Genomic DNA, 23,107 nt, shown 5'->3' with positions numbered 1-23,107 from the left:
CAAAACCCTACAAGAACGGAGGCAAAACATCATGTTGTCACGTCCCTGGCTCGCCCATTACCCGGAAGGGGTTTCCGCGGAAGTTTCCCTGAAGGGCTACACCTCGCTCACCGATCTGTTGGACCAGGCCTGCCGGCGCCATGCCGACCGTATCGCCTGCACGTCGATGGGCAGCGACATCCGTTACGCAGAGATCGACGCGCACGCCCGCGCGTTCGCCGCCTGGCTGCAATCGCTGGGCCTGGGGCGTGGCGCGCGCATCGCGTTGATGATGCCCAACGTGCCGGCCTACCTCGTCGCCATGCTGGGCGCCTTGCGGGCCGGCATGGTGGTGGTCAACGTCAATCCCCTGTACAAGCCCGACGAACTGGGCCATCAGTTGCGCGACAGCGGCGCCGAAGTCATCGTGATCTTCGAGAACTTCGCGCACACGCTGCAGAACGTGCGCGACCGCGGTTCGCTGCGCCACGTGATCATTGCCGCGCCTGGCGACCTGCTGGGCGGCCTGAAGGCGCCGCTGATCAACTTCGCGGCGCGCTACGTCAAGCGGATGATTCCGGCGTGGCACATCGACGGGGCCATGCGCCTGCCGCAAGTGCTGGTGGAGGGCGCGCGCGAGACCTACACGCCCGTCACGCTCGGCATGAGCGACCTGGCGGTGCTGCAATACACGGGCGGCACCACCGGCACGCCCAAGGGCGCCATGCTGTCGCACGGCAACCTGGTCAGCAACGTGCTGCAGGTGCAGGAAGTGGCACGGCCCGCGCTGGGCGACCTGTCCGGCCCGCCGCTCACCATCATCAGCGCCCTGCCGCTGTATCACGTGTTCGCCATGATGGTCTGCGGGCTGTTCGGCATGCATGCCGGCATGCGCAACCTGCTGATCATCAATCCGCGCGACCAGCCCGCGCTGATCCAGGCCTGGCGCAAGGTGCCGGTCAACGTGTTTCCGGGCGTCAACACCCTGTTCAACGCGCTGGCCAACAACCCGGATTTCGCCACGCTCGATTTCTCGGGCCTGCGCCTGACGCTGGGCGGCGGCATGGCCGTGCAGCCTTCGGTGGCCGAGCGTTGGCTGAAGCTGACGGGGCGTCCGTTGATCGAGGGCTACGGCCTGTCCGAGACTTCGCCCGTGGCGACCGTCAACCGCACCGATGCCACCGAATACACCGGCTCGATCGGCTTGCCGCTGCCGTCCACCGACGTGGCCATCCTGGACGACGCGGGCGCGGAAGTGCCGCTGGGCGAGCGCGGCGAAGTCTGCATCCGCGGGCCGCAGGTCATGCTGGGCTATTGGCAGAGGCCCGAGGAAACGCGCGCGGTAATGACGCAGGACGGTTATTTCCGCACGGGCGACATCGGCATCATGGACAGCGCGGGCTACACCCGCATCGTCGACCGCAAGAAGGACATGATCTCGGTGTCGGGCTTCAAGGTCTATCCGAACGAGGTCGAGGCGGTGCTGTCGTCGCACCCCGGCGTGCTGGAGTGCGCGGTGGTCGGCATTCCGGACGGCCACTCGGGCGAATCCGTGAAGGCCTTCGTGGTGCGGCGCGACGCCTCGCTGACCGAAGAGGAATTGTTGCAGTGGTGCCAGGACAAGCTGACGGGCTACAAGCGCCCGCGCCATGTCGAGTTCCGCAACGAACTGCCCAAGACCAACGTGGGCAAGATCCTGCGGCGCGAATTGCGGCCTGAAGAGCCGAAGCAGGCCGCCGCGGCATGAGGGCCGGTCACGCGGATCGCCGCGGCTCGTCCGGCGGCGTCGGCGTGGCCCGGTTTCAGGCGGAGGCGGCAGGCGTGGCGTCCAGGTGCGGCGTGACCATGTCCTGCAGCGCCTGATGGATCTTGGGATTGCCGGCCACCAGGCGACCGCCCACGGGCCACGGGTCGCGCAGGTGCATGTCGGTGCAGGTGCCGCCCGCTTCGCGCAGGATGACGGTGCCCGCCGCCACGTCCCACGGGGCCAGGCCCATTTCCCAGTAGCCATCGTAGCGGCCGCAGGCAGTCCAGGCCAGGTCGAGCGCGGCCGCGCCCATGCGGCGCACGCCGCGCGTGTGGTTGATGGCGTCGTGCAGCATGGGCATGTACTGCCCGGCGAACGAGAAGTCGCGGAACGGGAAGCCGGTGGCCACCACCGCGTCGTCCAGCGTGGCCGTGCGCGAGCACGAGATGCGGCGGCCGTTCAGCCATGAGCCGATGCCGTATACCGCGGTGAAGAGTTCTTCGCGGCAGGGATCGTAGACCACGCCGATGACGGGCGTGTCCTGCGTGATGCCCTGGTCGCCCGGCAGCTTGAGCCGGGTGCCCGGATGCGCGACCAGCGCGATCGATACCGCGTAGTGCGGGATGCCATGCAGGAAATTGGTGGTGCCGTCCAGTGGATCGATGTACCAGGTGGCGGGGCCCGATGCCGCGCCGCCGGTCTCTTCGGCGACGATGCCGAAGCCGGGTGTGCGGGCCCTCAGCACCGCAAGGATGGCTTCCTCGGCCTCGCGGTCGGCTTGCGAGACCAGATCGTTGCGCGCCTTGCGATCGATGACCAGGTCGTCCCGATGGTGGGCATACGATTGCAGGAGCGCGGCGCCGGCATGCGCCGCGCTGACGGCGGTGTCGATGGCGGCGCTCAGGTCGATGGGCGTGGCGGCGGGGTGGGGGGCGGCGGTCTGCATGCCTTCGAGTGTAAGCCCGTGTCCGGCGCGTCGTGCCGGATGAGGGATAAATGCGCGCGGGGCCGTGGCGCCGCGCCAACGGCCCGCCGCTCCGTCATCATTCAGTCTTCTGTTAATTTGGCGGCCCGTTGCCGTTTCCACCCCGCCCATGTCCACCTTACCGACCCCTCTGCAACCCGCCGCGTTCGCGCTGGATCAGGACGGCAGGCTCTACAGCGCGCTGTATGGCGACGTGTATCACTCGCCCATCGAAGACGCGTTGGGCCAGGCGCACGAGGTGTTCCTGCGCGGCAACGGCCTGCCGGATCGCTGGCGGGGGCGCAGCCGCTTCACGGTGTGCGAAACCGGTTTCGGCATGGGGCTGAATTTCCTGGCGCTGTGGCAGGCCTGGCGCGACGATCCGCAACGGCCGTCCCGGCTGCACATGGTGTCCATCGAAGGCCATCCCTTCGAGCGCGAGGTGCTGCGGCAGGTCTTGCGCAGCCGTGCCCCGGCCGCCTTGCAGGCGTTGGCCGGGCAGTTGGCGGATCAGTGGCCCGCGCTGCTGCCCGGCCTGCACCGGCTGGAGTTCGAGGACGGGGCGGTCACGCTGACCTTGGGTTTCGGCCCCGCGGCGGTGATGGCGCCGCGCCTGGCGGCCCGCGTCGATGCCTACTTCCTGGACGGTTTCGCGCCGGATCGCAATCCGGAGATGTGGACGCCAGCGCTGTTCGCCAGCCTGGCGCGCCTGGCCGCGCCCGACGCCACGCTGGCCTCGTGGGCCAGCGCCGGGCACGTGCGCCGCGCGTTGGCGGATGCGGGGTTCGCCGTGCGGCGCGAGCCCGGCTACGGCGGCAAATGGCATCGCATCGAAGGCCGGCGCCTGCCGCAGGCGGGCGCCGGGCCGGCGCTGCCGGATGATGACGGCGCGCCGGTGCTGGTGATCGGCGCGGGGCTGGCCGGGGCGGGCGTGGCGCAGGCGCTGGCCTTGCGCGGCAGGCGGGTGACGGTGATCGATCCCGTCGGTGCGGGGGGCGGGCATGCCGGGCATCCGGCGGCCGCGCTGACGCCGGTGGTGGCCCGCGACGACAACCCGCGTGCGCGGCTGTCGCGCGCGGGCAGCCAGCGCGCGCTGCGGCGCTGGGCCGTTTACGGCGAGGCGGTGGCGCTGCGTTGCGGCACGCTGCAACTGGAGCGGGACGAGGGCCGCGCGGCCGCGTTGGCGCAGACGATCGCCGGCCTGGGCTTCCCCGACGACTGGGTGCGCACCGTGGACGCCGCCGAAGCGGCGCGCCTGGCGGGAATGCCGGTCGCGCGGGGAGGGGTTTTCTTTGGCGACGGCATGCTGGTGCGGCCACGGCCGCTGATCGGGGCGCTGCTGGCCACGGCCGGCATCGTGCGCGTGGCGGGGCAGGTCGATGCCTTGACGCGTTCGGCGCACGCCTGGCAGGCCAGGGCGGCGGACGGCCGACTGCTGGGCGAGGCGCCGCAGGTGGTGCTGGCCAATGCCGCCGGCACGCCGGCGCTGCTGCAGGCCCATGGCCTGCTGGAAGCACTGCCCCGCATGGCGCAGATGCATGCTCTGGCCGGCGAGGTCACCCTGTTGCCCGCGCCGGTGCTGGGCGGCGGGCCGCGCTGCGTGGTGGGGGGCGAGGGTTATCTGCTGCCCGCCATTGAAGGCTGGTGCGTGGCCGGCAGTACCTATGTGCACGGCGCCACCGAATCCCGGGTGGGCGAGGCGGGCCAGCGCGTCAACCTGGCCAAGGCAGCGGGGCTGCTGGCCGAAGGAGCAGCGATGTTGCAACCCCTTGCGCCGGGCGCCTTGCCGGGCTGGGCGGGCTGGCGCGCGGTCCTGCCGGGCCGGCTGCCGGCCGTGGGGGCGGTGCCGCGGGCACCCGGCCTGTGGGTGGCCACGGGCTATGCCTCGCGGGGATTGAGCTGGTCCGCGTTGGCCGGCGACCTGATCGCCGCGCAGTTGTGCGGCGAACCGCTGCCCCTGGAAAAAGACCTGATCAGCCAGGTGACACCGCGCTGAAATCGCCCGCAAGCCCAATGCTGGCGCGGCTTTGCGCCGGTCGAACAGGCACAGTGAGTGGTCGCTGCGGCGTGCGCGGCGCGCCCGGCGCAGGCCAAGTTCGGGGGCGCCTGGCAGGCCGAAAGGGGCCCGAGTTTATTTCAAACGACAAATCCGTCAAAATAGCGTCTTTTGATGCATTTTTGGCTTAAACCGCTAAGCCGGGGGATGCTCTGTGCCGCCGAAGTTCGACTTTGCCCATACCAATCCGCTCGATACGGTCGAGCTGTTGACGTCTCGTCCCAGCCGTATCGATTTCGACGTGGGCGATGGTCTGCACCTGGTGGTCGAGGCTCATGCGCCGGGGGTGTTTCGCCTGCGTTGTGGCGAGCCCGGCCAGCTTACCGATGAAAAGACCAGCGCCCGCGCGCGCGCCGTGGCCGAGATGCTGCTGGCCCGCCAGGAGGCCGTCAGCGAGGCCACGATCGCGCCCCGCGACAGCGCCGACGGCTGGCGCGTCTCGCTGGGCGACGTCGCCATCGAGGTGCTGACCGACCCGGTCCGTATCGTGCTCTACCGCGGCGAACAGCCCGTGCTGTCGTCCGAAGTCTCCGAACACACGCCCGCCTTTGGCCACAACGCCCTGGACGAGCCCGACCATGCCGCCTGGACGGTCGGTTTCGCGCTCGAGGGCGACGAGGGCGTCTATGGCTTGGGCGAAACCCCCGGAGACCTGAACCGCCGGGGCGAAGAGGTCGTATCCGACGATCCCGAGCACCGCGCCTTGCCGCTGGCCTGGAGCCCGCGTGGCTGGGGCATCTACGCCAACACCATGCGCCGCGTGCAGCACGCCCCGGGCGTGGCGCCGGCCGATGGCGCCTATGTGCTCACCATCGACGATTCCGTGCTCGATCTCTTCCTGTTCGCAGGAGAACCCGGCGAGATCCTGAATCAATACACCGCGCTGACCGGCCGTGCCGGCCAGCCCGTGCTGTGGGCCATGGGCGCCTGGCTGCAACAGGCCGCCGGCGAGATGCCCACGCAGACCGTGACGCTGGTCGAGCAGATGCGCCAGCACCAGATTCCGCTGGATGTCGTGTCGCTGGCGCAGCCGGCGGCCTGGGGTTTCCAGTCGGACAAGCCCGCGCTCGAATGGGACGCGCGCCGTTTCCCCGACGCCCGCCAGATGCTGGCCCTGTTCCACAAGCACAACGTGCACGTCAGCGGCACCGGTTTTCCCGGCGTGCCGAAGGCCAGCCCGCTGTTCGAGGAACTGGAAGACCGCGGCTGGCTGCTGAGCCGCGAGGACGGCAGCGCGCAGGTGTTCGACGGCGTGCCCGCCACGGGCGGCCAGCCGTTCGGCCTGCTCGATCTCACCTACCGCGACGCCTATAACCTCTGGGTCGAGCGCCATCGCCAACTGGTCGACGATGGCCTGGACGCGCCCGCCTGCGATGCGCAACTGGCCATTCCCGACGGCGTCAGCGCCCGCAATGGCGAGACCGGTCCGGCCCTGCGCACCATGTATCCCCTGCTGGTCCGCCGCGCGCTGTTCGACGCCGTGGCGGGCCACAAGGTGCCGCCCGAAGGGGTGGTGCCCAGCACCGACCTGTTCCCCGCCGCGCAGCGCCTGCCTTGGCAGGCGGGCCCGCGCGTCACCAATGACTGGGCCGGCCTGGAACACAGCCTGCGCACCGCGCTGTCCATCGGCGCCTGCGGCGTGCCGGTGCAGACCCACAACCTGGGCAACATCGACGCCCCGCTGGACGCGATGGATGCCGAGTTGTACGTGCGCTGGCTGGCGGCGTCGGTGTTCTCGGCCAACTTCACCTTCCAGGGAGTCGCCGGCCTGATGCCGTGGGCCTTCGGCGAAGAGACGCTGGGCCACGTGCGCACCTGGATGAACTGGCGCTATCGCCTGATCCCGTACGTGCTGGGCGCGGTCGAAGACTCGGTGCGCACCGGCCTGCCGGTGCAACGGTCGATGGCGTTGTCCTTCCCCAACGACAGCGATGCCCACGCCTGGGATACGCAATACCTGCTGGGCCCCGCCCTGCTGGTGGCGCCCATCACCCAGCCCGGCGGCGAGGCGCGCGTGTACCTGCCCAAGGGCGAGGCCTGGTGGGACCTGGCCACCGGCCACCGCTACGAAGGCGGCACCACCTGGACCATGACCTGCGCCCCGGACCAGTTCCCGGTGTTCGGCCGCGAAGGCCACATGCTCTGTCTGGGGCCGATGGCCCAGCACGCCGGCGAGTTCAACTCGGCCCGCATCCTCGACGAAGTCTGGATGTTCGGCATGCCGGTGCACAACCCGGTGGTCATGCGCAACAAGATCCGCGTCATGCAGATGCAGGGTTCCAGCTACATCAAGGGCCTGGAGGGGTTGCGCATCCTTCCTTCCGAAGGGCTCGAGGTCAAGCGCCGCGGCGCCGAGGTACGTATCTCCCGCGCACGTTGATCATTCGCTGGCCGGCTTCGGTGCCTTTGCCGAGGCCGGCCGGTCCCCCCCGGGCGGCCCGGCCTCCCGGCCTCCGCGCCGCCGCGGTGTCCCGTTCCCCAGGAAGTGCCGATGCCTGCGGCGTGCCGCCGTGCAAGCGGGCTTTTGCCGTGCAAACGGCCCCACGGCAAGACACCACACACCAGCACGCCTCGATTTCATATTTCCAAAAGTTATTAAAGACGGAATAAACAGTCGTTCTAAACAGAAGGACGGCGTTAGAGAATTCTCCGCCATGATTCATATCGAAAACTTGTACAAGACGTACGCCACGCCGCACGGCCGGTTCGAGGCGCTGAAAGGCATCGACCTGCGCATCGAGCAGGGCGAGGTCTTTGGCATCATCGGCCCCAGCGGGGCGGGCAAGAGTACGCTGGTCCAGTGCATCAACCTGCTGGAGCGTCCCGACCGGGGCCGCATCACGCTGGGCGGCCAGGTGTTGACGGGCCTGTCCGAATCGCAGTTGCGCGACCAGCGCCGCCGCATCGGCATGGTGTTCCAGGGCTTCAACCTGCTGTCGCGCCGCACGGTGTACGCCAACGTGGCCCTGCCGCTGGAGATCGCGGGCGTGCCGTCGTCGCAGATTCCGGCCAGGGTCGAGCGCCTGCTGGCGCTGGTGGGCCTGGAGCATCTGCGCGACCGTTATCCCAGCCAGATCAGCGGTGGGCAGAAGCAGCGCGTGGGCATTGCGCGCGCGCTGGCCAACGATCCGGACGTGCTGCTGAGCGACGAGGCCACCTCGGCGCTCGACCCGGAAACCACGCACAACATCCTGGCGCTGCTGCGCGACATCAACCGCAAGACCGGCGTCACCGTCGTGATGATCACGCACCAGATGGAAGTGGTGCGCGAGATCTGCGACCGCGTGGCCGTGCTGTCCGATGGTCACGTCATCGAAGTGGGCCGTACCCAGGACGTGTTCGCCTCGCCGCGCCACGACGTCACTCGCGGCATGGTCTCCGCCGCCACGGCCTCCGAGCTGACCGACGCCACGCTGGCCGCCTCGCGCCAGCGCATCGCCGACCGCGCCACCGCGCGTCCCGGCCAGGCCGTGCGCCTGTTGCGCCTGCAACTGACCGGCAACGGCGCCGATACCCTGCTGTCCGACCTGACGCGCGCCTATGGGCTGGCGCTGGGCCTGGTGCAGGCCCGCGTCGAAGACATCCAGGGCGTCGCGGTGGGCACGCTGTTCGTGTTTGCCGAAGGGGAGCCCGAATCCATGCAACGCGCGCTGTCCGATCTGGCCCGCCGCAATATCCAAGTCGAAGAAATCGCCACCGAGTCCGACGTGTCGGGCCTGCGTGCTACGGAGGTGGTTGAATGAGCCCGCAGAGCCGCCTCAAGGGCGAATTCCCCCTCGGGGGGACGGCGCGTAGCGCCAAAGGGGGCAACATGAGCCCGCAGAGCCGCCTCAAGGGCGAATTCCCCCTCGGGGGGACGGCGCGTAGCGCCAAGGGGGCAATATGAATCCGCAGAGCCGCCTCAAGGGCGAATTCCCCCTCGGGGGGACGGCGCGTAGCGCCAAGGGGGCAATATGAATCCGCAACTGATCGACCTGCTCATCACTTCCCTGCTCGAAACGCTGCTGATGGTGGGCGTATCCGGCGGCATCGCCGTGCTGGTGGGCGTGCCGCTGGGCGTCACGCTGATCGTCACCGCGCGCGGCGCCATGCTGCAGAACCTGGGCGTGAACGCCGTGCTGGGCCTCATCGTGAACGCCACGCGCTCGGTGCCGTTCGTCATCCTGATGGTGGCGATCATCCCGTTCACGCGCTGGGTGGCCCAGACCTCCATCGGCACCACCGCGGCCATCGTGCCCCTGTCGGTGGCGGCCATTCCGTTCATGGCGCGTATCGCCGAGAACGCCATGCGCGAAGTCGATCCCGGCCTGATCACCGCCGCGCGCGCCATGGGCGCCTCGCCCCTGCAGATCATCCGCAAGGTGCTGCTGCCCGAGGCGCTGCCCGGCCTGGTGGCCGGCGCCATCGTCACCCTGGTCAGCCTGATCGGCTATTCGGCCATGGCTGGCGCCATCGGCGGCGGCGGCCTGGGCGACCTGGGGATCCGCTACGGCTACCAGCGCTTCCTGCCCGAAGTGATGCTGGCCGTGGTGCTCGTGTTGATTGTCCTGGTCCAGGCCGTGCAGAGCCTGGGCGATTGGGTGGTGCGGCGCATGTCGCACCGTTGAAAGCTGCTCCTTTCTTCTTTTCCGTCCGGAATTTTTCCATCATGCGTATCTCGTTCATCAAGTCCCTGGCCGCCGTGGCCCTGGGTGTCGCCGCTTTCGCGCAGCCCGCGCTGGCGCAGGACAAGCCGATCAAGGTCGGCGTCACCGCGGGCCCGCACGCCCAGATCTTCGAAGTGGTCAAGCAAGAGGCCGCCAAGCAGGGCCTGAACGTGCAGATCATCGAGTTCAGCGACTACGTGCAGCCCAACATGGCGCTGGCCTCGGGCGACCTGGACATGAACAGCTACCAGCACCAGCCCTACCTGGACAACGCCAACGCCGACCGCGGCTTCAAGCTGGTCAGCATCGGCAAGACGGTGATCTACCCGATCGGCATCTACAGCAAGAAGATCAAGACCCTGGACGCGCTGCCGCAGGGCGCCAGGTTCGGCCTGCCCAACGACCCGACCAACGGGGGCCGCGCGCTGCTGCTGCTGCAGGCCAAGGGCCTGATCAAGGTGAGCCCGGCCGCCGGCCTGAAGGCCACCCCGATCGACGTGATCGAGAATCCCAAGAAGCTGCGCTTCATCGAACTGGATGCGGCCCAGTTGGCCCGTTCCCTGGCGGACACCGATGCGTCGGCGATCAACACCAACTTCGCCCTGGAGGGCGGCCTGGATCCCACCAAGGACGCCATCGCGACGGAATCGCCGGATTCGCCTTACGTCAACGTGCTGGTGGTGCAGGAGAAGAACAAGGACCGCGCCGACCTGCAGAAGCTGGTCAGCATCTATCACAGCCAGCCCGTCAAGGATTTCATCCAGAGCAAGTTCAAGGGCGCGGTGATCGCGGCCTGGTAACCTCGGCCCGCGGCTACCCGAGCCTGGTTGACGAATGCCATTGCGATGTGCCATAATCGCCGGCTTGCTGGGTCGATAGCTCAGTCGGTAGAGCAGCGGACTTTTAATCCGTTGGTCGCGAGTTCGAGTCTCGCTCGACCCACCAGTGAATGCAGGAAAAACGCCACGGCGCAAGCCGTGGCGTTTTTTTTCGGGCGCCGACGTTGCGAGCGGACCGGACGGCCCGCGGTACCCACCGAGGGCTTGCTTGCCCTCGGTGTGCCGCAGCGCTTTCGGGCGTCAGGACGCCTTGCCCGGCGCCCGGATCAGCCCGAGCATCGAAATCGTCAGGTCCCGCACGTTGTCCAGCGCGATCGCGGTCTCCTGGGCCAGGGCCTGCCTGGCCTGCGCGGCGGGGTCGTTGCCCGCCTTGGTCTGGTTGGCGTCCGCCCGCAACTTCTGGCTGAATGCGTCGAACAGCACCGAGATGTTCTCGGGGCTGCGGTCGCCCTTGCTGGGCGTCGACGCAATGGCCAGCGTGATGGCCACGGCGACGAGGGCGGCTTCCGATTTGGCGGCGGCGCTGCCGGGTGCGGTGGTGCTCATTTCCTGCTCCTTCCCGGGGTTCGGGGGGTGATGGACCGATAGATCCCGCAAGTGTACGGGGCGGCGCCCGCCCGTTCACGCCTGGTCACTTCAAGAACAATCGGTATCAGCGCGATTCCCCATGGTGGGTAATATCCTTGATGTGTCTTCAACCCACAGGAGCCGAACCATGGCCATCGAGAGAGCAAGCGACAAAGCGAAAGATCTGGTCGAAGAGGGCGCCGACGTGGCGGAATCCGCCATCGACCAAGTGGCGCAGTCGGCGCGCCGCGGCACGCGTGCCGCCCGGGACACGATCGAGGATGTGGTGGACCGCAATGGCGACGCCGTCGAGAACGCAGTGATCTGCGCCAAGGACTTCATCCGCGAGAACCCGTTCACCGCCGTGGCCGCGGCCGCTGCGGTGGCCTATCTGTGGGGCCGTATCCGCGGTTGATGCCGGCCGGGCAAGCCCGGCCGGCAGGTACGGAAAAAGGCGCCGCTGACCCCAGCGGCGCCTTTCGCGTATCAGCGGGGTCGATACGCAAAAGGCAGCGCGTCCGGGGCGGGCGTTGCTGCCGTCAGGCTCAGGCCGGCGCGCCCTGATCCCCCATCGCCGGATCGCTTACCGAATGCTCGCCTGTCTCGACCCGGCCGGCGAAGCGGCGCACGAACTGCGCGTCGCTGCTGCATTTGACCTGGAAGTCGTACCAGCGGCCGCTGTCGGCCAGCTCCCAGTGCAGGGATTCCTGCGCGCCGGCCGCCACGGTGACGGACCACGGGCCGTCTTCGCGGTAGGCCAGGGATGACACCGTGAACGTGCAGGGCTTGTCGCCCCCGTTCATCAGTTCGGCATAGACGTTGCCGTTGGCGATGTCGTAGCAGACGCGGATCTCGGGCATGGCGCCGCTGTCGGCGATGCGCGCGACGTCGCCCGTGAACTGGCGGTGGTAGCCGTTGGGGCCCAGCACCCACAGGTCGTAGCGGCCCAGGTTGTCCAGGCCGGCGTTCCAGGTGTCGTCCAGCGTCTTGCCGGCTTCCACCGTGTAGCGGCGCGGGATGCGGTCCAGGTGGTGGCGGTCGTAGACGTGGAACACGGCGGCCTGCGTGCCGGTGTTCGAGAACAGCAGTTGGACCTGGCCGTTGCTGTTGGCGCGCGCGCTGGTGTGCAGCTCGTAGGGCAGGGCGCGCGAGGGACGCGTGCCGCTGGCCTGGATGGGCATCTGCCGGTCGATGGGCAGCGGCACGGCGGGCAGGGCTGCCTGGGTGTCACGCAACTGGTCGGCATCGGCCCGCGTCATGCGGCCTGCCAGCGTCGGCAGCACTTCTTCGTTGGGTGTGGCGAAGTTGAAGGCGCTGGTCAGGTCGCCGCAGACGGCGCGGCGGAACGGGCTGATGTGCGGCGCCTTCACACCGAAGCGGGCTTCCAGGAAGCGCAGCACCGAGGTGTGGTCGAACACTTGCGAGTTGACCCAGCCGCCGCGGCTCCACGGCGAGATCACGTACATGGGCACGCGCGGGCCGGGGCCGAAGACGCGGCCGTCGGCGGCGGGCTGGCCCGAGCTGCCGGCGGGCGAGACCTGCGTGTAGTACTCGTACGCCATGTCGGCATCGGCCAGCGTGGTCCTGCCGGCCAGGGTGCCATCGGCATTGCGCGATGGCGGCGACGGCGAGGGCACGTGGTCGAAGAAGCCATCGTTCTCGTCGAAATTGACCAGCAGCACCGTCTTGCTCCAGACCTCGGGGTTGGCCGTGAGCGCGTCCAGGATTTCCTGCAGGAACCAACTGCCCTGCACGGGGCTGGACGGGCCGGGATGCTCGCAATAGATCGAGGGCGCGTTCACCCACGACACCTGCGGCAGATTGCCTTGCAGCACGTCGCGGCGGAAGGTGTCCAGGTACGTGTCGGGCGTGGTGCCCGGCAGCGTGTTGGCGATGCCCTTGTACAGCGGGTTGCCGGGATTGTCGGTGGCGGCGTCGTAGGCCTTGTACGGCAGCGCCTGGCCGCTGTTGGCGTAGGCTGAGTTCGGCGAGCCGCCGCTGGAGACAGGGAAGCCCGAGTCGATGTTGGCCTGGCGGAACTGGCGGAACGCGCCGAGCATGTTGTCGCCCCACTCGTCGGGCATGTTCTGGTAGCAGATCCAGTCGACGCCAGCGTCTTCCAGTTCCTCGGCGTAGGTCTTCCAGGTGTAGCCGCGTGCCGCGTCGGTGCCGCTGATCCAGTCCCACTCGTTGTTCACGTAGGCCACGTTCTGCGCCGTCGGACCGTTGGTGCCGGTCAGGTGGAACGAACGGTTGGCGTCGGTGCCCGTGTGCATCGAGCAGTGATAGGCATCACAGAGCGTGAAGGCGTTGGCCAGGGCGAACTGGAAGGGCACTTCCTGTTCCTTGTAGTAGCCCATGGCCTGGTCCTGCTTGTAGCGTGGCCATTGCGTCATCTGGCCGTTGTTCCAGGCCTGCTGGCTGTCGACCCAGGTGTGGTTCGTGCCGGCCACGCGCTGTGCGTTGTTGGCCGTGCTGTCCAGGTGATAGGGCGTCAGCAGTTCGCCGTTGGTGCGCGCCTGCTGCCACACCTTGCGGCCGTTGGGCATCGGGATGGTGAAGCGGTCGCCGAAACCGCGCACGCCCTTCAGCGTGCCGAAGTAGTGGTCGAACGAACGGTTCTCCTGCATCAGGATCACGACGTGTTCGACGTCCTTGATGGTGCCGGTCTTGTTGTTGGCGGGAATGGCCAACGCCTTTCGGATGCTGGGCGGGAAGGTCGCGAGGACGGCGGCGGCAAGGCCGGCGCCCGCGGTGTTCTGCAGAAATTGGCGGCGGGAAGTCATGATGTCTGTACGGATTCGGGGAGGCAGTTACGGCGCGCAGCGCAGTTCGGGCTCGGGCTTGGTGGGCGCGGGCTGTTCGGTGCCGGGATCGGCGGGCGTGGACGGCTCGTCGTCGCCGTCGCTGCCACCACAGGCAGTCAGGAGAGCGGCCGTGGCGAGGGCCGCGGCAAGGACGCGCACAGAGTTCGGTTTGGGCATGGGATAGGCTTGCTCGGAAGGGATACGTCGGGCCGGATGCGACACGGCAGCAGGCCGAGCAAGGCTAAGAAGAGCAGATGACAGCGGGGTGAAAGCTGGGTGGATTTAGCGCAACGAAATGCAATGGTTTCGATACGTAACGCAATAATCGTGTCACCCCGGCGTGCGGCATAGTGCAGGGACGCGCAGCCCAAAGCAGAAGGGGCCGCGTTTCCGGCGGCCCCTTCGTCATGCGGCGTGAACACGCCTGGCGATCACTTGCCGGTCAGCTTCGGCGGCAGGTCGCGGCCGTGATATTTCTTGTAGATGTCGTTCAGCGTGCCGTTCTGCAGGTTGGCCTTCACCCATTGGTCGGTCCATTCCTTCAGCTTGGGTTCGCCCTTGCTCAGCGCGATGCCCAGGTCGAAGTTGGTCTGTTCGAACTTCAGTTCGAACTTCTTGCCGGGCGCGCGCTTCTGCATTTCGGCCAGGTTGGACGGCGTGCTCGAGAACAGGTTGATCTGGCCCGTGACCATCGACGTGATCAGCGTGGCGTCGTCCTCGTAGCGCACCATTTCCACGCCCTTGGCGTTCTGGGTGGTCAGCGAGTCGTTGACGGTGGCGCGGGTCACCCCGATGCGCTTGCCCGCCAGGTCTTCGTAGCCTTTCACTTTCACGTCCGCCACGCCGCCCACGATGATGGAGATCACCGCGTACGGCACCGAGAAGTCGATCACCTGCTGGCGTTCCGGCGTGATGGACAAGTCGGCGATGACCACGTCGGCGCGCTTGGCCTGCAGCGTGGGCACACGCGCCGCGTTGGTTACCGGCACGATCTCAAGCTGCACGCCCAGATCCTTGGCGAACAGCTTGGCGGTGTCCACGTCCGAGCCGGCGGGCTGCAGATTGGCGTCGGTATAGCTGAACAGCGGCGTGCCCATCGCAATGGCCACGCGGATCTTGCCGGCCTTCTTGATGTCGTCGAGCTGGTCCGCCATGGCGGTGTGGGCCAGGCCGCTCATCAGCAGGGCGGCGGTGCAGGCGCGCACCAGCAGTCGGGTGGGGGTCATGGTTGTCTCCGTGTACTTGTCGTTGGGGGAAAGAGCGCGGCCGCGTTCAGAGGCCGTTATCGAGAAAGGCGCGCAGTTCGGGCGTGCGCGGCGCGTCGAGCATCTCGCCCGGCCCGACCTCCCACACCTTGCCCTGGTGCATGTAGATGATCTGGTCGGCCACGCGGCGGGCGAAGGCCATTTCGTGCGTGACCAGCAGCATGGTCATGCCGTCCGAGGCCAGATCCTCCATCACGCGCAGCACTTCGCCCGTCAGTTGCGGGTCCAGCGCGGAGGTGACTTCGTCGAACAGCATCACCTTGGGCGACATGGCCAGCGAGCGCGCGATGGCCACCCGCTGCTGCTGGCCGCCCGACAACTGTTCCGGATAGCTGGCGGCCTTCTCGCCCAGGCCCACCTGGGCCAGCACCTTGCGCGCGATCTCGTCGGCGTCGCCGCGCTTCATGCCCTTGACGTGGCGCAGCGCCAGCGTGATGTTCTCGCGCACGGTCAGGTGCGGGAACAGGTTGTAGCTCTGGAACACGATGCCGACTTCGCGGCGCAACTGGTGCAGGTCGATGTCCGGGTCTTCGACGCGGATGCCGCAGACCTCTATCGAGCCTTCATCGATGGTCTCCAGCCGGTCGATGCAGCGCAGCGCGGTGCTCTTGCCCGAGCCGCTGGCGCCGATGATGGCGACCATCTTGCCCTTCTCGACCTCGAACGACACGCCCTTCAACACGGGGTTGTCGCCGAAGCGCTTATGGATCGCGTTGACCTTAACGATTGCCGACATTGAGCCTGTCCTCCAGGGCGGCGCTCCAGCGAGACAGCGGGTAGCACAGCAGGAAATAGAACACCCCGACCAGCGTGAAAATCAGGAAGGGCTGGAAAATGGAGTTGTTGATGATCTGGCCCGCGCGGGTCAGCTCGACGAAACCGATCACCGACGCCAGCGAGGTCATCTTGATGACCTGCACCAGGAAGCCGATGGTCGGCGGCAGCGACAGCCGCACGGCCTGCGGAATGATGACCAGCCGCAGCGTCTGCCAACGCGTGAACGACAGGCACTCGGCGGCCTCCCACTGCGGGCGCGGCATGGCCTCGACGCAGCCGCGCCAGATGTCGGCCAGGTAGGCGCTGGTGTAGATCATCAGCGCCAGCGCGGCCGCCACCAGCGCGGGCAGGGCCAGGCCATAGAACGACAGGCCGAAATACACGATGAACAGCAGGATCAGCAGCGGGATGCCCTGTATCAGTTCGATGAAGACCTGCGCCGGCATCCGCAGCCAGCGGCGCGGCGAGATGCGCGCCAGCATCAGCAGGAAACCGCCGGCGCCGCCCAGCGCGAAGGCCAGGGCGGACAACACCAGCGTCCAGCCGATCGACTGCACGAGATACCAGAGATAGGTCCAGGTGAAATCGCCCGTCATGTCGCGCTCCCCCCGGTCGAGGCGCGGGCCACCGGCGGGCGGCCCGCCAGGGCGTTGCGCCGGGCCGCCTTGGCCGATTGCGCGGCGGCGCGGCGCACCGTGCGGCGCCGCTTGAACGCGTACTCGCCCACGGCCCAGGCCAGCGCCTTGATCAGCAGCGACATCGCCACGTACAGCGCCGCCACCACCAGATACGTCTCCAGCGAGCGGAAGGTGTCCGACTGCACCGTGTTGGCCACGGCCGTCAGTTCCTCGGCGGAGATCTGCGAGGCCATCGCGGAGGCCTGCATCATCAGCAGGAACTGCGTGGTCAGGGCCGGATAGACTTTCTCGATGGAGGGTTGCAGCATGACATGCCAGGCAATGCGCCACTTGGACAGCCCCAGGCATTCGGCGGCTTCGATCTGGCCGCGCGGCACGGCTTCCAGGCCGGCGCGGATGATCTCGGCGGCATAGGCGGCGATGTTGATGCTCATCGCCAGCACGGCCGCGGCGAAGGTCGGCATGTGCACGCCCAGGCTGGCCAGGCCGAAATAGAACAGGAAGATCTGCACCAGGAACGGCGTGTTGCGCACCGCCTCGATGTAGGCAGTGCAGGCGCGCGACAGCCAGCGGCGCGGGCTGCGCTTGGCGAAGGCCACCAGCGTGCCGGCGGACACGCCCAGCAGCACGGCCAGCGCGGTCATCTTCAGCGTCAGCCACGCGCCGTTCAGGAATACCGGCCAGTACGGCGCCAGCGGGGCGAAGTTCAGGGAAAAGGACATGACGGGCTCTTGGTGAGCAGCCGTGGCGGCGCGCCACGGCCCGGACGGCAACGGCGTGCCGGCTTATTGCGGGTCGAACGGCCCGGTGACCGTGAACTTGCCGCCCTGCAGCGTCACCGCGGGATCGTCCGGCGCGAGCGCGGGTTGCGCGTCGATCTTGTCGCGGAAGACCTCGGAGGTGTCCTGCGGCGCGTAGCCCAGCCTGGCCGCATGGCGGTTGTCCCACCACACCTTCTTGTTGGCCGACATGCCGTAGACCACGGTGTGGCCGACCTCCGGCGTGAACAGGCAGCCGTGAAGCAGCGCGTCGAAATCGTCCAGGCTGATCCAGCTTGCCATCATGCGGCGATCGACGGGTTCGGGAAACAGCGAGCCGATGCGGATGCTGACGGTCTCGATGCCGTAGCGGTCGAAGTACAGCTGGGCCATGTCCTCGCCGAACGACTTGGACACGCCGTAATAGCCGTCGGGGCGGCGCCGCGCGTGGGTGTCGATCACCTCGTCCTGGCGATAGAAACCCGTGACGTGATTGGAGCTGGCGAACACGATGCGCTGGACACCGTGGCGGCGCGCGGCTTCGTACAGATTGAAGACGCCCTTGATGTTGGCTTCGAGGATTTCCTCGAACGGGCGTTCGACCGAGACGCCCCCGAGATGCACGACGGCATCGCAGTCCTGGACCAGCGCGTCGAACGCGGCGCGGTCGGAGATGTCGCAGGGCAGGGCTTCCTCGTGCGGGCCGAGCGGCTCGGCCTGTGCCTGCAACGCGGCGGGCAGGTCGGACAACCGCACGTGGCGGGCATAGGCGGCCAGGCGTGGCCTGATCGCGCGGCCCACGCCGCCGGCGGCGCCGGTCAGCAGCAGGCGGTTGAACCTCGGGATACTGCTCATGGCATTGTCTCCAGTCGCGCGCGCTGCTTTTTACCGCACTCAGGGGTAATGAGTACGGGCGCGGGCTGCTTTTTTCTTGTACGTCATCGTACAAGTCTGTGAATTCTATGCCTGCCTGATTGCCCCGTGCGAGTCGGTATATTCCCGAATAAGGGGAATTCGATGTTTCGTGCCCGGGCTGCCCGGCCACGGGCGGGCTTGTCCGATGAGGCTGGGCTCACACGTCGGCGCGGGCAGCGAGATCAGTTCGCGCCCCTTCAAGCCCTCCTTGGGGCTGCAGGCCGACCGCGGCACGTCAAGCCGCAATAAGCGCGCTGCCGCATGACGCCGCCCTGGCATGAACAGGATCAGCCCGCCGCCTGCAGCCTGCGCCAGCGCGTGGCGCGGGCCACCACGCGCTTCGTGTCGGATTTGCGCAGAAAGACGAACTTGTGCCGCGAGCCGTCGTCGATGCGGTGATGCGGACAGTCCACCCCCTCGATGGGCGGCGTGAACTCTTCCAGCAACCGGTAGCCTGCCACGCGCTCCGCGCGGAATGGCAGGCGATCCGGGCGGTCGTTGTAGCCCAACACCAGCACGCCGCCCGGCGCCAGGACCGCGTGGCAGGCCCGCATCATGCGGTCGAAATCGTTCGCGCGGTTCAAGCCATAGCCGATCAGGCCATTGGCGACGATCACGTCGAAACTGCCAGGGGCGTAGTGGCGAGCCAATTGTGTGGCGCAACCGACCACGTGCCGGCCGGGCTGTCCATACACGGCATGCTCGGGCTTGATGTCGATGGAATGAAACCCCGGCCCCAGCGCGCGGTGGTAGTGCCAGTTGTAGCGGTCCAGGCCGATGAACAGGCAGCGCCCGCCGGTTCGGCCCGCCGCCAGATGGCGCGCCAGGAATCCGAAGATCTGGTTTTCCAGGAAGGTGCGATTGGGCGCTTCCAGGCGGAACTCCACCTTGCAGCGCTCGGCCAAGCGGGGAGAGAGACGGAACAGCCAGCGTTTTGCCTTGCCGGCCAGTCTGGCGGAAAGTCGGTCCATGATTTCGCGGGGTTCTTTCTCGTTGGACTGAGGCAAGCGCGCTTTCGATGAAAGCGGCCCGAAATATTCAGTCCAATGTAAGAAAATGGCTCCCGCGATGCTGTCACCTGATGCCCCAATGGGTTACGGCATCTGTCCGTACCCCCGGATGATGACGGGCTCAGTTCTTGGGTCCGGACTTCTTTTTCAGGAAAGCCGGCGTGTCGTCCCGGGGTTTGAACAGGCGTGGAGAATCATCCGTGCCTGGGTTGGGGTTGCCGTCGAACTGCGTCGCCTTCTCCTCGGGGCTGTCCATCGACGGCCGGGGCTCGTCGGGCCCGATGGACCGGTCGTCCTGGGCATCAGGCTGGCCGGGATTCTCCTTGTCCGGAGCCTGGTGCGTTCTTGCCGAGGCATCTTGGGTGGGTGGCTGTCGTTGCGGATCTGTCATGAGGGCCTCCTGAAAGGCGGTAAGCGTGCGCCTGCCATGCAGCATGGGGCATGCCCGGCAGGCGCTTGTCCGCGGTCCGGCCACTGAACCGTCAGTAAGTCGTGCAGCGCGTTTCCTTGCCCTTCTGCTTGCAGGTGGTGTGCTTGGGGGCGGCGGCGCTGGCCGCCGCGCGTTCGGCGGCCAACTGCGCGGCTTCCGCGGCACGGGCCGCCCGATACTGGGCATTGACGATCTCCTGCTGCTGCAGCAGGGCGGTGCGTTCCTGCGCATAGTCCGCGACCAACTGCTGCTGGCCCTGGTTGAACTGTCCGAAGGTGAGCTTGCCTGCCCACAGCGTCGACACCAGGCTGCGCAGCCGCTGGCCGTAGTTGACGTAGGCGGCATGCGTGACCGGCCTGTCCAGCGCTTCGATCGCGGCTTGCTGCACATGGCAATCCGCCAGCAGGGTGTCCATCACTTCCAGGGCCTTCTTCTGCCTGGCGGTGGGCCGGGCCGTGTCGCCGAGTTGCCGCAGGCTGGGCTCTTGCGGCGGCGCGGGGATCTTCGTGCGCAACGCTTCTGTCTTGGGATCGGCATAGGGAAGGGCGCAGGCTGCTTGCGCATTGCTGATCTGCTGCCGCTTCTGCTCGTACAGCGCCTGACGGGCGGCGGCCTCCGCCGCCGCAGCGGCTTCCCGTTCCGCCACATAGCGCTCGTAGGCGGCGCAGCCGGATAGCGACAAACACAGCGACAGGCTGGCCATGGTAAGGATCGGTCTCATGCTTTTTGCCTTTCTTGTCTGGAAACCTGCTAGGGGCCGGTATCGGGTCGATGTCGCGGGGCGTGTGCCCCGTGCAGAGCCACTCTATTCAGGTGCCCGTCGGGTAGCCATAACGGATCCATTACGGGCGGCGGGCAGGCATTTCCATGCGTTACAAATCCGCGAAGGCGCGGTCAAAGCCCAGGCGATCCGCTTCGCTGCCGGGTCAGGTCGAGGCATCGGTCGCCCGGACGTCGTACCATTCGGGCAGCCCACCGTCCCTTTTTGTTCAGATACGCCCGATCCATGTCGTCCGCTTCCGACCCCAACGCCTTGTACCGAACCGCCACCGCCTGGGTGGCCCGCCGCAAATCCAAGGTTTGGAGCGAGTCGGACCAGCGTGAGTTGGACGCCTGGCTGCAGGCCGATCCCAGCCATGCGCAGGCCTATCGGCGCATGCAGGCCGCGCAGGGGGGGCCGGGCGATGCGCCCGCTGCCCAGACCGGCGCCGGCCTGCCCGGCGGGCAGGGCAAGCCCGCGCAGCGCAAAGCCAGCGCTTGGGGCTGGAAATGGTGGCTGGCTTCCGCCGTGGGCCTGGCGCTGGCCGTGGCCTTGACCGTCAGTTTCGTGCTGCGGGAAAGCACGCCCCAGTTCCGGGAACGTGTGAAGGTCGAGGGCGGCCAGGCGCGCGACTGGAAACTGCCCGGCGGATCGGTGGTCGTGCTCGACAGCGGCACCGAGGCCGCCGCCGCCTATTTCTCGCGCCGCCGCGAAGTGACCATGTCCAATGGCCGGGCGCTGTACCGCGCGGCCTACATGGCGCGCACGTCGTTCATCGTGCACGTGGGCGCCGAGGACATCCTCGTGGACGGCGGCCGCGTGCCGGTGCCCGACGTGGTGTTCGAGGTGGCGTCGACGCCGCAATCGCTGCAAGTGCGCGTGGCCGCGGGCAAGGTCAAGGTTCGTTCCGTGGCCGCCGGCGCGCGCGAGGAACTCGAGGTCGAGGGCGGCCAGGCGATCGTCATCGACCGGACCCGGCGCAGCTACGAGATCGTGAAAGTCGCGCCCGATGCCGTGGGCGGCTGGGCGCGATAGCTCCGCAGCCGTGCTAGGCGCGGCACAGGGCGGTCGCCTCGATCTCGACCAGCATGCCGTCCAGCGCCAGGCGCGGCACGGGAATCAGCGTGCAGGCCGGCGTCGGCCGCGTGCCCCAACGGGCGCGCAAGGCCGCGCTCCAGACCCGCAGGCGGGCCTCGCTGTGGTCCACCACCAGCACCGTCAGCTTGGCCACGTCGGCCAGCGCGGCATCCGCCGCGCCCAGCGCAATCACCACGTTGTCCAGGGCTTGCCTCACCTGCCCGCCGAAGTCGGGGTCGAGCTGGCCTTTGTCGTTTTCGCCGCCCTGGCCGGACACGTAGACCAGTCTCGACGGCATGGCCGTGGCCACGACGTGGCTGTAGCCGTTGGGGGCGGGATCGTACAGCCCGGTCGGATTGATGAAGCGCAGGTGCGGCGCGCCGCCGGGCAAGCTGTGGGAATTCATGGTGGGACTCCGGTCAAGGGGCCGCCAGTATCGAAGTTCAAGTCCGCTTGAGGTCAAGCGCTTGTTGGTTCCGGCGCTTGCTGGTGCGGGTTTGTTCGGACCTACGCTGCCTTGGGCTGGTTCGGATGCGCGGGGCCATCCGGATCGTTCTCGGCCGGCGGGCGTGGCGGCAACGCGGCCAGGCCCAGCGACAGGCGCAGCCGCTGGCAGTCGGGATTGACGCTGCCGTCGGGTTCCCAGGTCTCGAACTCGCGGCAGGGCGAGGGGCGCAACGGATAGATGTCGCAGTGGATGCCGGGCTTGCCGAGTTCGCCACGCAGGGCGACGCAACGGCCATTGCCCATTTCGGTGCCGCGCATGCAGGCGCGCAGGGGACCGATCTGCACGGCCATGTCTTCGGGGACCGTGCCGCCGGTTTCGCCGGCCATTTCGCCGCTGTAGAACGACACCCGGAAGTGGGAGCAGCATGCGCCGCAGTCCAGGCAGGGATTGGCGGGGATCGGCGTGGCGCCGGACGCATCGTGTGCGAACGGTAGGGACGTGCTGGACATGGGGGGAGCGGGCAGGGCCGGCCATGGAAAATCCCGGCTGCTGCCGGGGTCGATTCATAGTAGCAGGAAGGTCTCGCGGCGGGTGCGCGGGCCGTGCTGCGCTGCGGTAGCATCGTGGTCTTTTCGCCGCGCTGGCGGCGCGGAATTTATCGAGGAGGGATGAGGATGGGAGTGCGTACCGATTTCGCCGATGGGCTGGCGCGTTGCGGCTGGCTGGATCCCTCGCCGGGCTACATGGCCTATCACGACAAGGAATGGGGCATGCCGGTCGGCCAGGACCAGGCGCTATTCGAGCAACTGTGCCTGGAGGGCTTCCAGTCGGGCCTGAGCTGGCGCACCATCCTGAACAAGCGCGAGGGTTTTCGGGCGGGCTTCGACCATTTCGAGATCGACCGCGTCGCGCGCTTCGACGCGGCGCGCGTCGAGGCCCTGGTGCGGGATGCCGGCATCGTGCGGCACCGGGGCAAGATCGAGTCCGTCATCAACAATGCCAGGCGCGCCCAGGCGCTGCGCGACGAAGCCGGATCGCTGGCCGCCTTCTTCTGGCGCTACGAGGCGCCGGCCAAGCCCGAGGGGGCGCCACTGGTCGTGCAGGCGTCCACCGCGGAATCGACGGCCTTGTCCAAAGCCTTGAAGAAGCGGGGATGGTCGTTCGTCGGCCCCACGACCGTCTACGCCTTCATGCAGTCCGTGGGCATGGTCAACGATCATGATCCGGCCTGCCATCATCACGGGCCGTGCGAGCATGCGCGCCGCGCGTTCAAGCGGCCCGCCTGAGTGTCTTTTTGATTCAGCCACGCCCGGACACGAGAGCGTGCCCGGTTCTTGCGTTTTGTATCCATTGCGCGCAATGGGGTTCCGCCTGGCGGCCAGCGGCGTTACGCTGGCATGAAAGCAGGGCCGGATGATCCGCCA

General features: G+C 67.9%; 23 protein-coding genes and 1 tRNA gene. 10 read left to right on the top strand and 14 right to left on the bottom strand.

The features are described 5' to 3' along the window. Window positions 1–31: 31 nt before the first annotated feature. Window positions 32–1,726 (top strand): AMP-binding protein, encoded by a 1,695-nt coding sequence (locus A6745_RS03390; protein WP_066123498.1) that lies wholly within the window; start codon window positions 32–34, stop codon window positions 1,724–1,726. Window positions 1,727–1,781: 55 nt separating this feature from the next. On the opposite strand, the gene A6745_RS03385 is transcribed toward A6745_RS03390, so the two are convergent. Continuing rightward, window positions 1,782–2,672, bottom strand: a complete 891-nt coding sequence (locus A6745_RS03385; protein WP_066123495.1) for an inositol monophosphatase family protein — start codon at window positions 2,670–2,672, stop codon at window positions 1,782–1,784. 148 nt (window positions 2,673–2,820) lie between these two features. Between A6745_RS03385 and mnmC the strand changes: the two genes are divergently transcribed. From mnmC to A6745_RS03355, 6 genes are all read left to right on the top strand, one after another. Beyond that, window positions 2,821–4,686 carry an FAD-dependent 5-carboxymethylaminomethyl-2-thiouridine(34) oxidoreductase MnmC gene (gene mnmC, locus A6745_RS03380; RefSeq protein ID WP_066123492.1) on the top strand — a complete coding sequence of 622 codons (1,866 nt, stop codon included), beginning with the start codon at window positions 2,821–2,823 and terminating at the stop codon, window positions 4,684–4,686. 214 nt (window positions 4,687–4,900) lie between these two features. Beyond that, window positions 4,901–7,126, top strand: coding sequence for a glycoside hydrolase family 31 protein (locus tag A6745_RS03375; RefSeq protein WP_066123489.1), 2,226 nt, complete (start codon window positions 4,901–4,903; stop codon window positions 7,124–7,126). A gap of 274 nt (window positions 7,127–7,400) precedes the next feature. Beyond that, the gene (locus A6745_RS03370; protein WP_066123486.1) at window positions 7,401–8,489 is read left to right on the top strand and encodes a methionine ABC transporter ATP-binding protein; all 1,089 of its coding nucleotides are present in this window, start codon (window positions 7,401–7,403) and stop codon (window positions 8,487–8,489) included. 210 nt (window positions 8,490–8,699) lie between these two features. Next, window positions 8,700–9,353, top strand: a complete 654-nt coding sequence (locus A6745_RS03365) for a methionine ABC transporter permease (protein ID WP_066123483.1) — start codon at window positions 8,700–8,702, stop codon at window positions 9,351–9,353. A gap of 41 nt (window positions 9,354–9,394) precedes the next feature. After that, a complete protein-coding gene (locus tag A6745_RS03360; RefSeq protein ID WP_066123481.1) occupies window positions 9,395–10,192 on the top strand; it encodes a MetQ/NlpA family ABC transporter substrate-binding protein in 798 nt (265 codons plus the stop codon). Window positions 10,193–10,261: 69 nt separating this feature from the next. Then, window positions 10,262–10,337: transfer RNA gene (locus A6745_RS03355), tRNA-Lys, on the top strand. Window positions 10,338–10,471: 134 nt separating this feature from the next. On the opposite strand, the gene A6745_RS03350 is transcribed toward A6745_RS03355, so the two are convergent. Further along, entirely contained in the window at window positions 10,472–10,777 is a 306-nt protein-coding gene (locus A6745_RS03350) for a hypothetical protein (protein WP_066123479.1), read from the bottom strand. Window positions 10,778–10,946: 169 nt separating this feature from the next. Between A6745_RS03350 and A6745_RS03345 the strand changes: the two genes are divergently transcribed. After that, window positions 10,947–11,213, top strand: a complete 267-nt coding sequence (locus tag A6745_RS03345) for a DUF883 family protein (RefSeq protein ID WP_066123476.1) — start codon at window positions 10,947–10,949, stop codon at window positions 11,211–11,213. Window positions 11,214–11,343: 130 nt separating this feature from the next. On the opposite strand, the gene A6745_RS03340 is transcribed toward A6745_RS03345, so the two are convergent. The 10 genes from A6745_RS03340 to A6745_RS03300 form a co-directional block, all read right to left on the bottom strand. Then, the gene (locus A6745_RS03340; protein WP_066123473.1) at window positions 11,344–13,584 is read right to left on the bottom strand and encodes a phosphocholine-specific phospholipase C; all 2,241 of its coding nucleotides are present in this window, start codon (window positions 13,582–13,584) and stop codon (window positions 11,344–11,346) included. 27 nt (window positions 13,585–13,611) lie between these two features. Next, on the bottom strand, window positions 13,612–13,782 hold the full coding sequence (locus tag A6745_RS28930; RefSeq protein ID WP_197488083.1) for a hypothetical protein: 171 nt from the start codon (window positions 13,780–13,782) through the stop codon (window positions 13,612–13,614). 254 nt (window positions 13,783–14,036) lie between these two features. Then, window positions 14,037–14,831 (bottom strand): transporter substrate-binding domain-containing protein, encoded by a 795-nt coding sequence (locus tag A6745_RS03335; protein ID WP_066123472.1) that lies wholly within the window; start codon window positions 14,829–14,831, stop codon window positions 14,037–14,039. A 46-nt stretch (window positions 14,832–14,877) separates the two neighbouring features. Beyond that, a complete protein-coding gene (locus tag A6745_RS03330) occupies window positions 14,878–15,606 on the bottom strand; it encodes an amino acid ABC transporter ATP-binding protein (RefSeq protein WP_066123470.1) in 729 nt (242 codons plus the stop codon). Further along, window positions 15,590–16,243 carry an amino acid ABC transporter permease gene (locus A6745_RS03325; protein WP_066123467.1) on the bottom strand — a complete coding sequence of 218 codons (654 nt, stop codon included), beginning with the start codon at window positions 16,241–16,243 and terminating at the stop codon, window positions 15,590–15,592. The genes A6745_RS03330 and A6745_RS03325 overlap by 17 nt, the downstream gene beginning before the upstream one ends. Continuing rightward, window positions 16,240–17,007: an amino acid ABC transporter permease gene (locus A6745_RS03320; protein ID WP_066123466.1), complete on the bottom strand. Its 768-nt coding sequence runs from the start codon at window positions 17,005–17,007 to the stop codon at window positions 16,240–16,242. The genes A6745_RS03325 and A6745_RS03320 overlap by 4 nt, the downstream gene beginning before the upstream one ends. A gap of 63 nt (window positions 17,008–17,070) precedes the next feature. Further along, complete coding sequence (locus tag A6745_RS03315; protein ID WP_066123461.1) at window positions 17,071–17,898, bottom strand: NAD-dependent epimerase/dehydratase family protein; 828 nt, start codon at window positions 17,896–17,898, stop codon at window positions 17,071–17,073. A 347-nt stretch (window positions 17,899–18,245) separates the two neighbouring features. Continuing rightward, the gene (locus tag A6745_RS03310; protein ID WP_066123786.1) at window positions 18,246–18,929 is read right to left on the bottom strand and encodes a class I SAM-dependent methyltransferase; all 684 of its coding nucleotides are present in this window, start codon (window positions 18,927–18,929) and stop codon (window positions 18,246–18,248) included. Between the two features lie 160 nt (window positions 18,930–19,089). Beyond that, complete coding sequence (locus A6745_RS03305) at window positions 19,090–19,359, bottom strand: hypothetical protein (protein ID WP_156513263.1); 270 nt, start codon at window positions 19,357–19,359, stop codon at window positions 19,090–19,092. A 91-nt stretch (window positions 19,360–19,450) separates the two neighbouring features. Continuing rightward, a complete protein-coding gene (locus tag A6745_RS03300; protein WP_156513262.1) occupies window positions 19,451–20,119 on the bottom strand; it encodes a hypothetical protein in 669 nt (222 codons plus the stop codon). A 285-nt stretch (window positions 20,120–20,404) separates the two neighbouring features. Between A6745_RS03300 and A6745_RS03295 the strand changes: the two genes are divergently transcribed. Then, window positions 20,405–21,193 carry a FecR family protein gene (locus A6745_RS03295; RefSeq protein ID WP_066123452.1) on the top strand — a complete coding sequence of 263 codons (789 nt, stop codon included), beginning with the start codon at window positions 20,405–20,407 and terminating at the stop codon, window positions 21,191–21,193. Between the two features lie 13 nt (window positions 21,194–21,206). Here A6745_RS03295 and A6745_RS03290 read toward each other — a convergent pair whose 3' ends face one another. Both A6745_RS03290 and A6745_RS03285 read right to left on the bottom strand, forming a co-directional pair. Then, complete coding sequence (locus A6745_RS03290) at window positions 21,207–21,641, bottom strand: RidA family protein (RefSeq protein WP_066123449.1); 435 nt, start codon at window positions 21,639–21,641, stop codon at window positions 21,207–21,209. 101 nt (window positions 21,642–21,742) lie between these two features. Beyond that, window positions 21,743–22,192, bottom strand: coding sequence for a YkgJ family cysteine cluster protein (locus A6745_RS03285; RefSeq protein WP_066123446.1), 450 nt, complete (start codon window positions 22,190–22,192; stop codon window positions 21,743–21,745). A gap of 165 nt (window positions 22,193–22,357) precedes the next feature. Between A6745_RS03285 and A6745_RS03280 the strand changes: the two genes are divergently transcribed. Then, the gene (locus tag A6745_RS03280) at window positions 22,358–22,969 is read left to right on the top strand and encodes a DNA-3-methyladenine glycosylase I (protein WP_066123443.1); all 612 of its coding nucleotides are present in this window, start codon (window positions 22,358–22,360) and stop codon (window positions 22,967–22,969) included. Window positions 22,970–23,107: the final 138 nt, after the last annotated feature.

This window comes from Bordetella ansorpii (genome assembly GCF_900078705.1).
GTDB classification, from domain to species: Bacteria; Pseudomonadota; Gammaproteobacteria; order Burkholderiales; family Burkholderiaceae_B; genus Bordetella; species Bordetella ansorpii_A.
The sequence above is the reverse complement of the archived record's forward strand: the minus strand, read 5'-3'. Positions and strand labels throughout refer to the sequence as shown.

Bases quoted from the DNA above. Each gene is read 5' to 3' on its own strand.
- A6745_RS03390 (WP_066123498.1), top strand. From the start codon at position 32: ATGTTGTCACGTCCCTGGCTCGCCCATTACCCGGAAGGGGTTTCCGCG.
- A6745_RS03385 (WP_066123495.1), bottom strand. From the start codon at position 2,672: ATGCAGACCGCCGCCCCCCACCCCGCCGCCACGCCCATCGACCTGAGC.
- mnmC (WP_066123492.1), top strand. From the start codon at position 2,821: ATGTCCACCTTACCGACCCCTCTGCAACCCGCCGCGTTCGCGCTGGAT.
- A6745_RS03370 (WP_066123486.1), top strand. From the start codon at position 7,401: ATGATTCATATCGAAAACTTGTACAAGACGTACGCCACGCCGCACGGC.
- A6745_RS03365 (WP_066123483.1), top strand. From the start codon at position 8,700: ATGAATCCGCAACTGATCGACCTGCTCATCACTTCCCTGCTCGAAACG.
- A6745_RS03360 (WP_066123481.1), top strand. From the start codon at position 9,395: ATGCGTATCTCGTTCATCAAGTCCCTGGCCGCCGTGGCCCTGGGTGTC.
- A6745_RS03350 (WP_066123479.1), bottom strand. From the start codon at position 10,777: ATGAGCACCACCGCACCCGGCAGCGCCGCCGCCAAATCGGAAGCCGCC.
- A6745_RS03345 (WP_066123476.1), top strand. From the start codon at position 10,947: ATGGCCATCGAGAGAGCAAGCGACAAAGCGAAAGATCTGGTCGAAGAG.
- A6745_RS03340 (WP_066123473.1), bottom strand. From the start codon at position 13,584: ATGACTTCCCGCCGCCAATTTCTGCAGAACACCGCGGGCGCCGGCCTT.
- A6745_RS28930 (WP_197488083.1), bottom strand. From the start codon at position 13,782: ATGCCCAAACCGAACTCTGTGCGCGTCCTTGCCGCGGCCCTCGCCACG.
- A6745_RS03335 (WP_066123472.1), bottom strand. From the start codon at position 14,831: ATGACCCCCACCCGACTGCTGGTGCGCGCCTGCACCGCCGCCCTGCTG.
- A6745_RS03330 (WP_066123470.1), bottom strand. From the start codon at position 15,606: ATGTCGGCAATCGTTAAGGTCAACGCGATCCATAAGCGCTTCGGCGAC.
- A6745_RS03325 (WP_066123467.1), bottom strand. From the start codon at position 16,243: ATGACGGGCGATTTCACCTGGACCTATCTCTGGTATCTCGTGCAGTCG.
- A6745_RS03320 (WP_066123466.1), bottom strand. From the start codon at position 17,007: ATGTCCTTTTCCCTGAACTTCGCCCCGCTGGCGCCGTACTGGCCGGTA.
- A6745_RS03315 (WP_066123461.1), bottom strand. From the start codon at position 17,898: ATGAGCAGTATCCCGAGGTTCAACCGCCTGCTGCTGACCGGCGCCGCC.
- A6745_RS03310 (WP_066123786.1), bottom strand. From the start codon at position 18,929: ATGGACCGACTTTCCGCCAGACTGGCCGGCAAGGCAAAACGCTGGCTG.
- A6745_RS03305 (WP_156513263.1), bottom strand. From the start codon at position 19,359: ATGACAGATCCGCAACGACAGCCACCCACCCAAGATGCCTCGGCAAGA.
- A6745_RS03300 (WP_156513262.1), bottom strand. From the start codon at position 20,119: ATGAGACCGATCCTTACCATGGCCAGCCTGTCGCTGTGTTTGTCGCTA.
- A6745_RS03295 (WP_066123452.1), top strand. From the start codon at position 20,405: ATGTCGTCCGCTTCCGACCCCAACGCCTTGTACCGAACCGCCACCGCC.
- A6745_RS03290 (WP_066123449.1), bottom strand. From the start codon at position 21,641: ATGAATTCCCACAGCTTGCCCGGCGGCGCGCCGCACCTGCGCTTCATC.
- A6745_RS03285 (WP_066123446.1), bottom strand. From the start codon at position 22,192: ATGTCCAGCACGTCCCTACCGTTCGCACACGATGCGTCCGGCGCCACG.
- A6745_RS03280 (WP_066123443.1), top strand. From the start codon at position 22,358: ATGGGAGTGCGTACCGATTTCGCCGATGGGCTGGCGCGTTGCGGCTGG.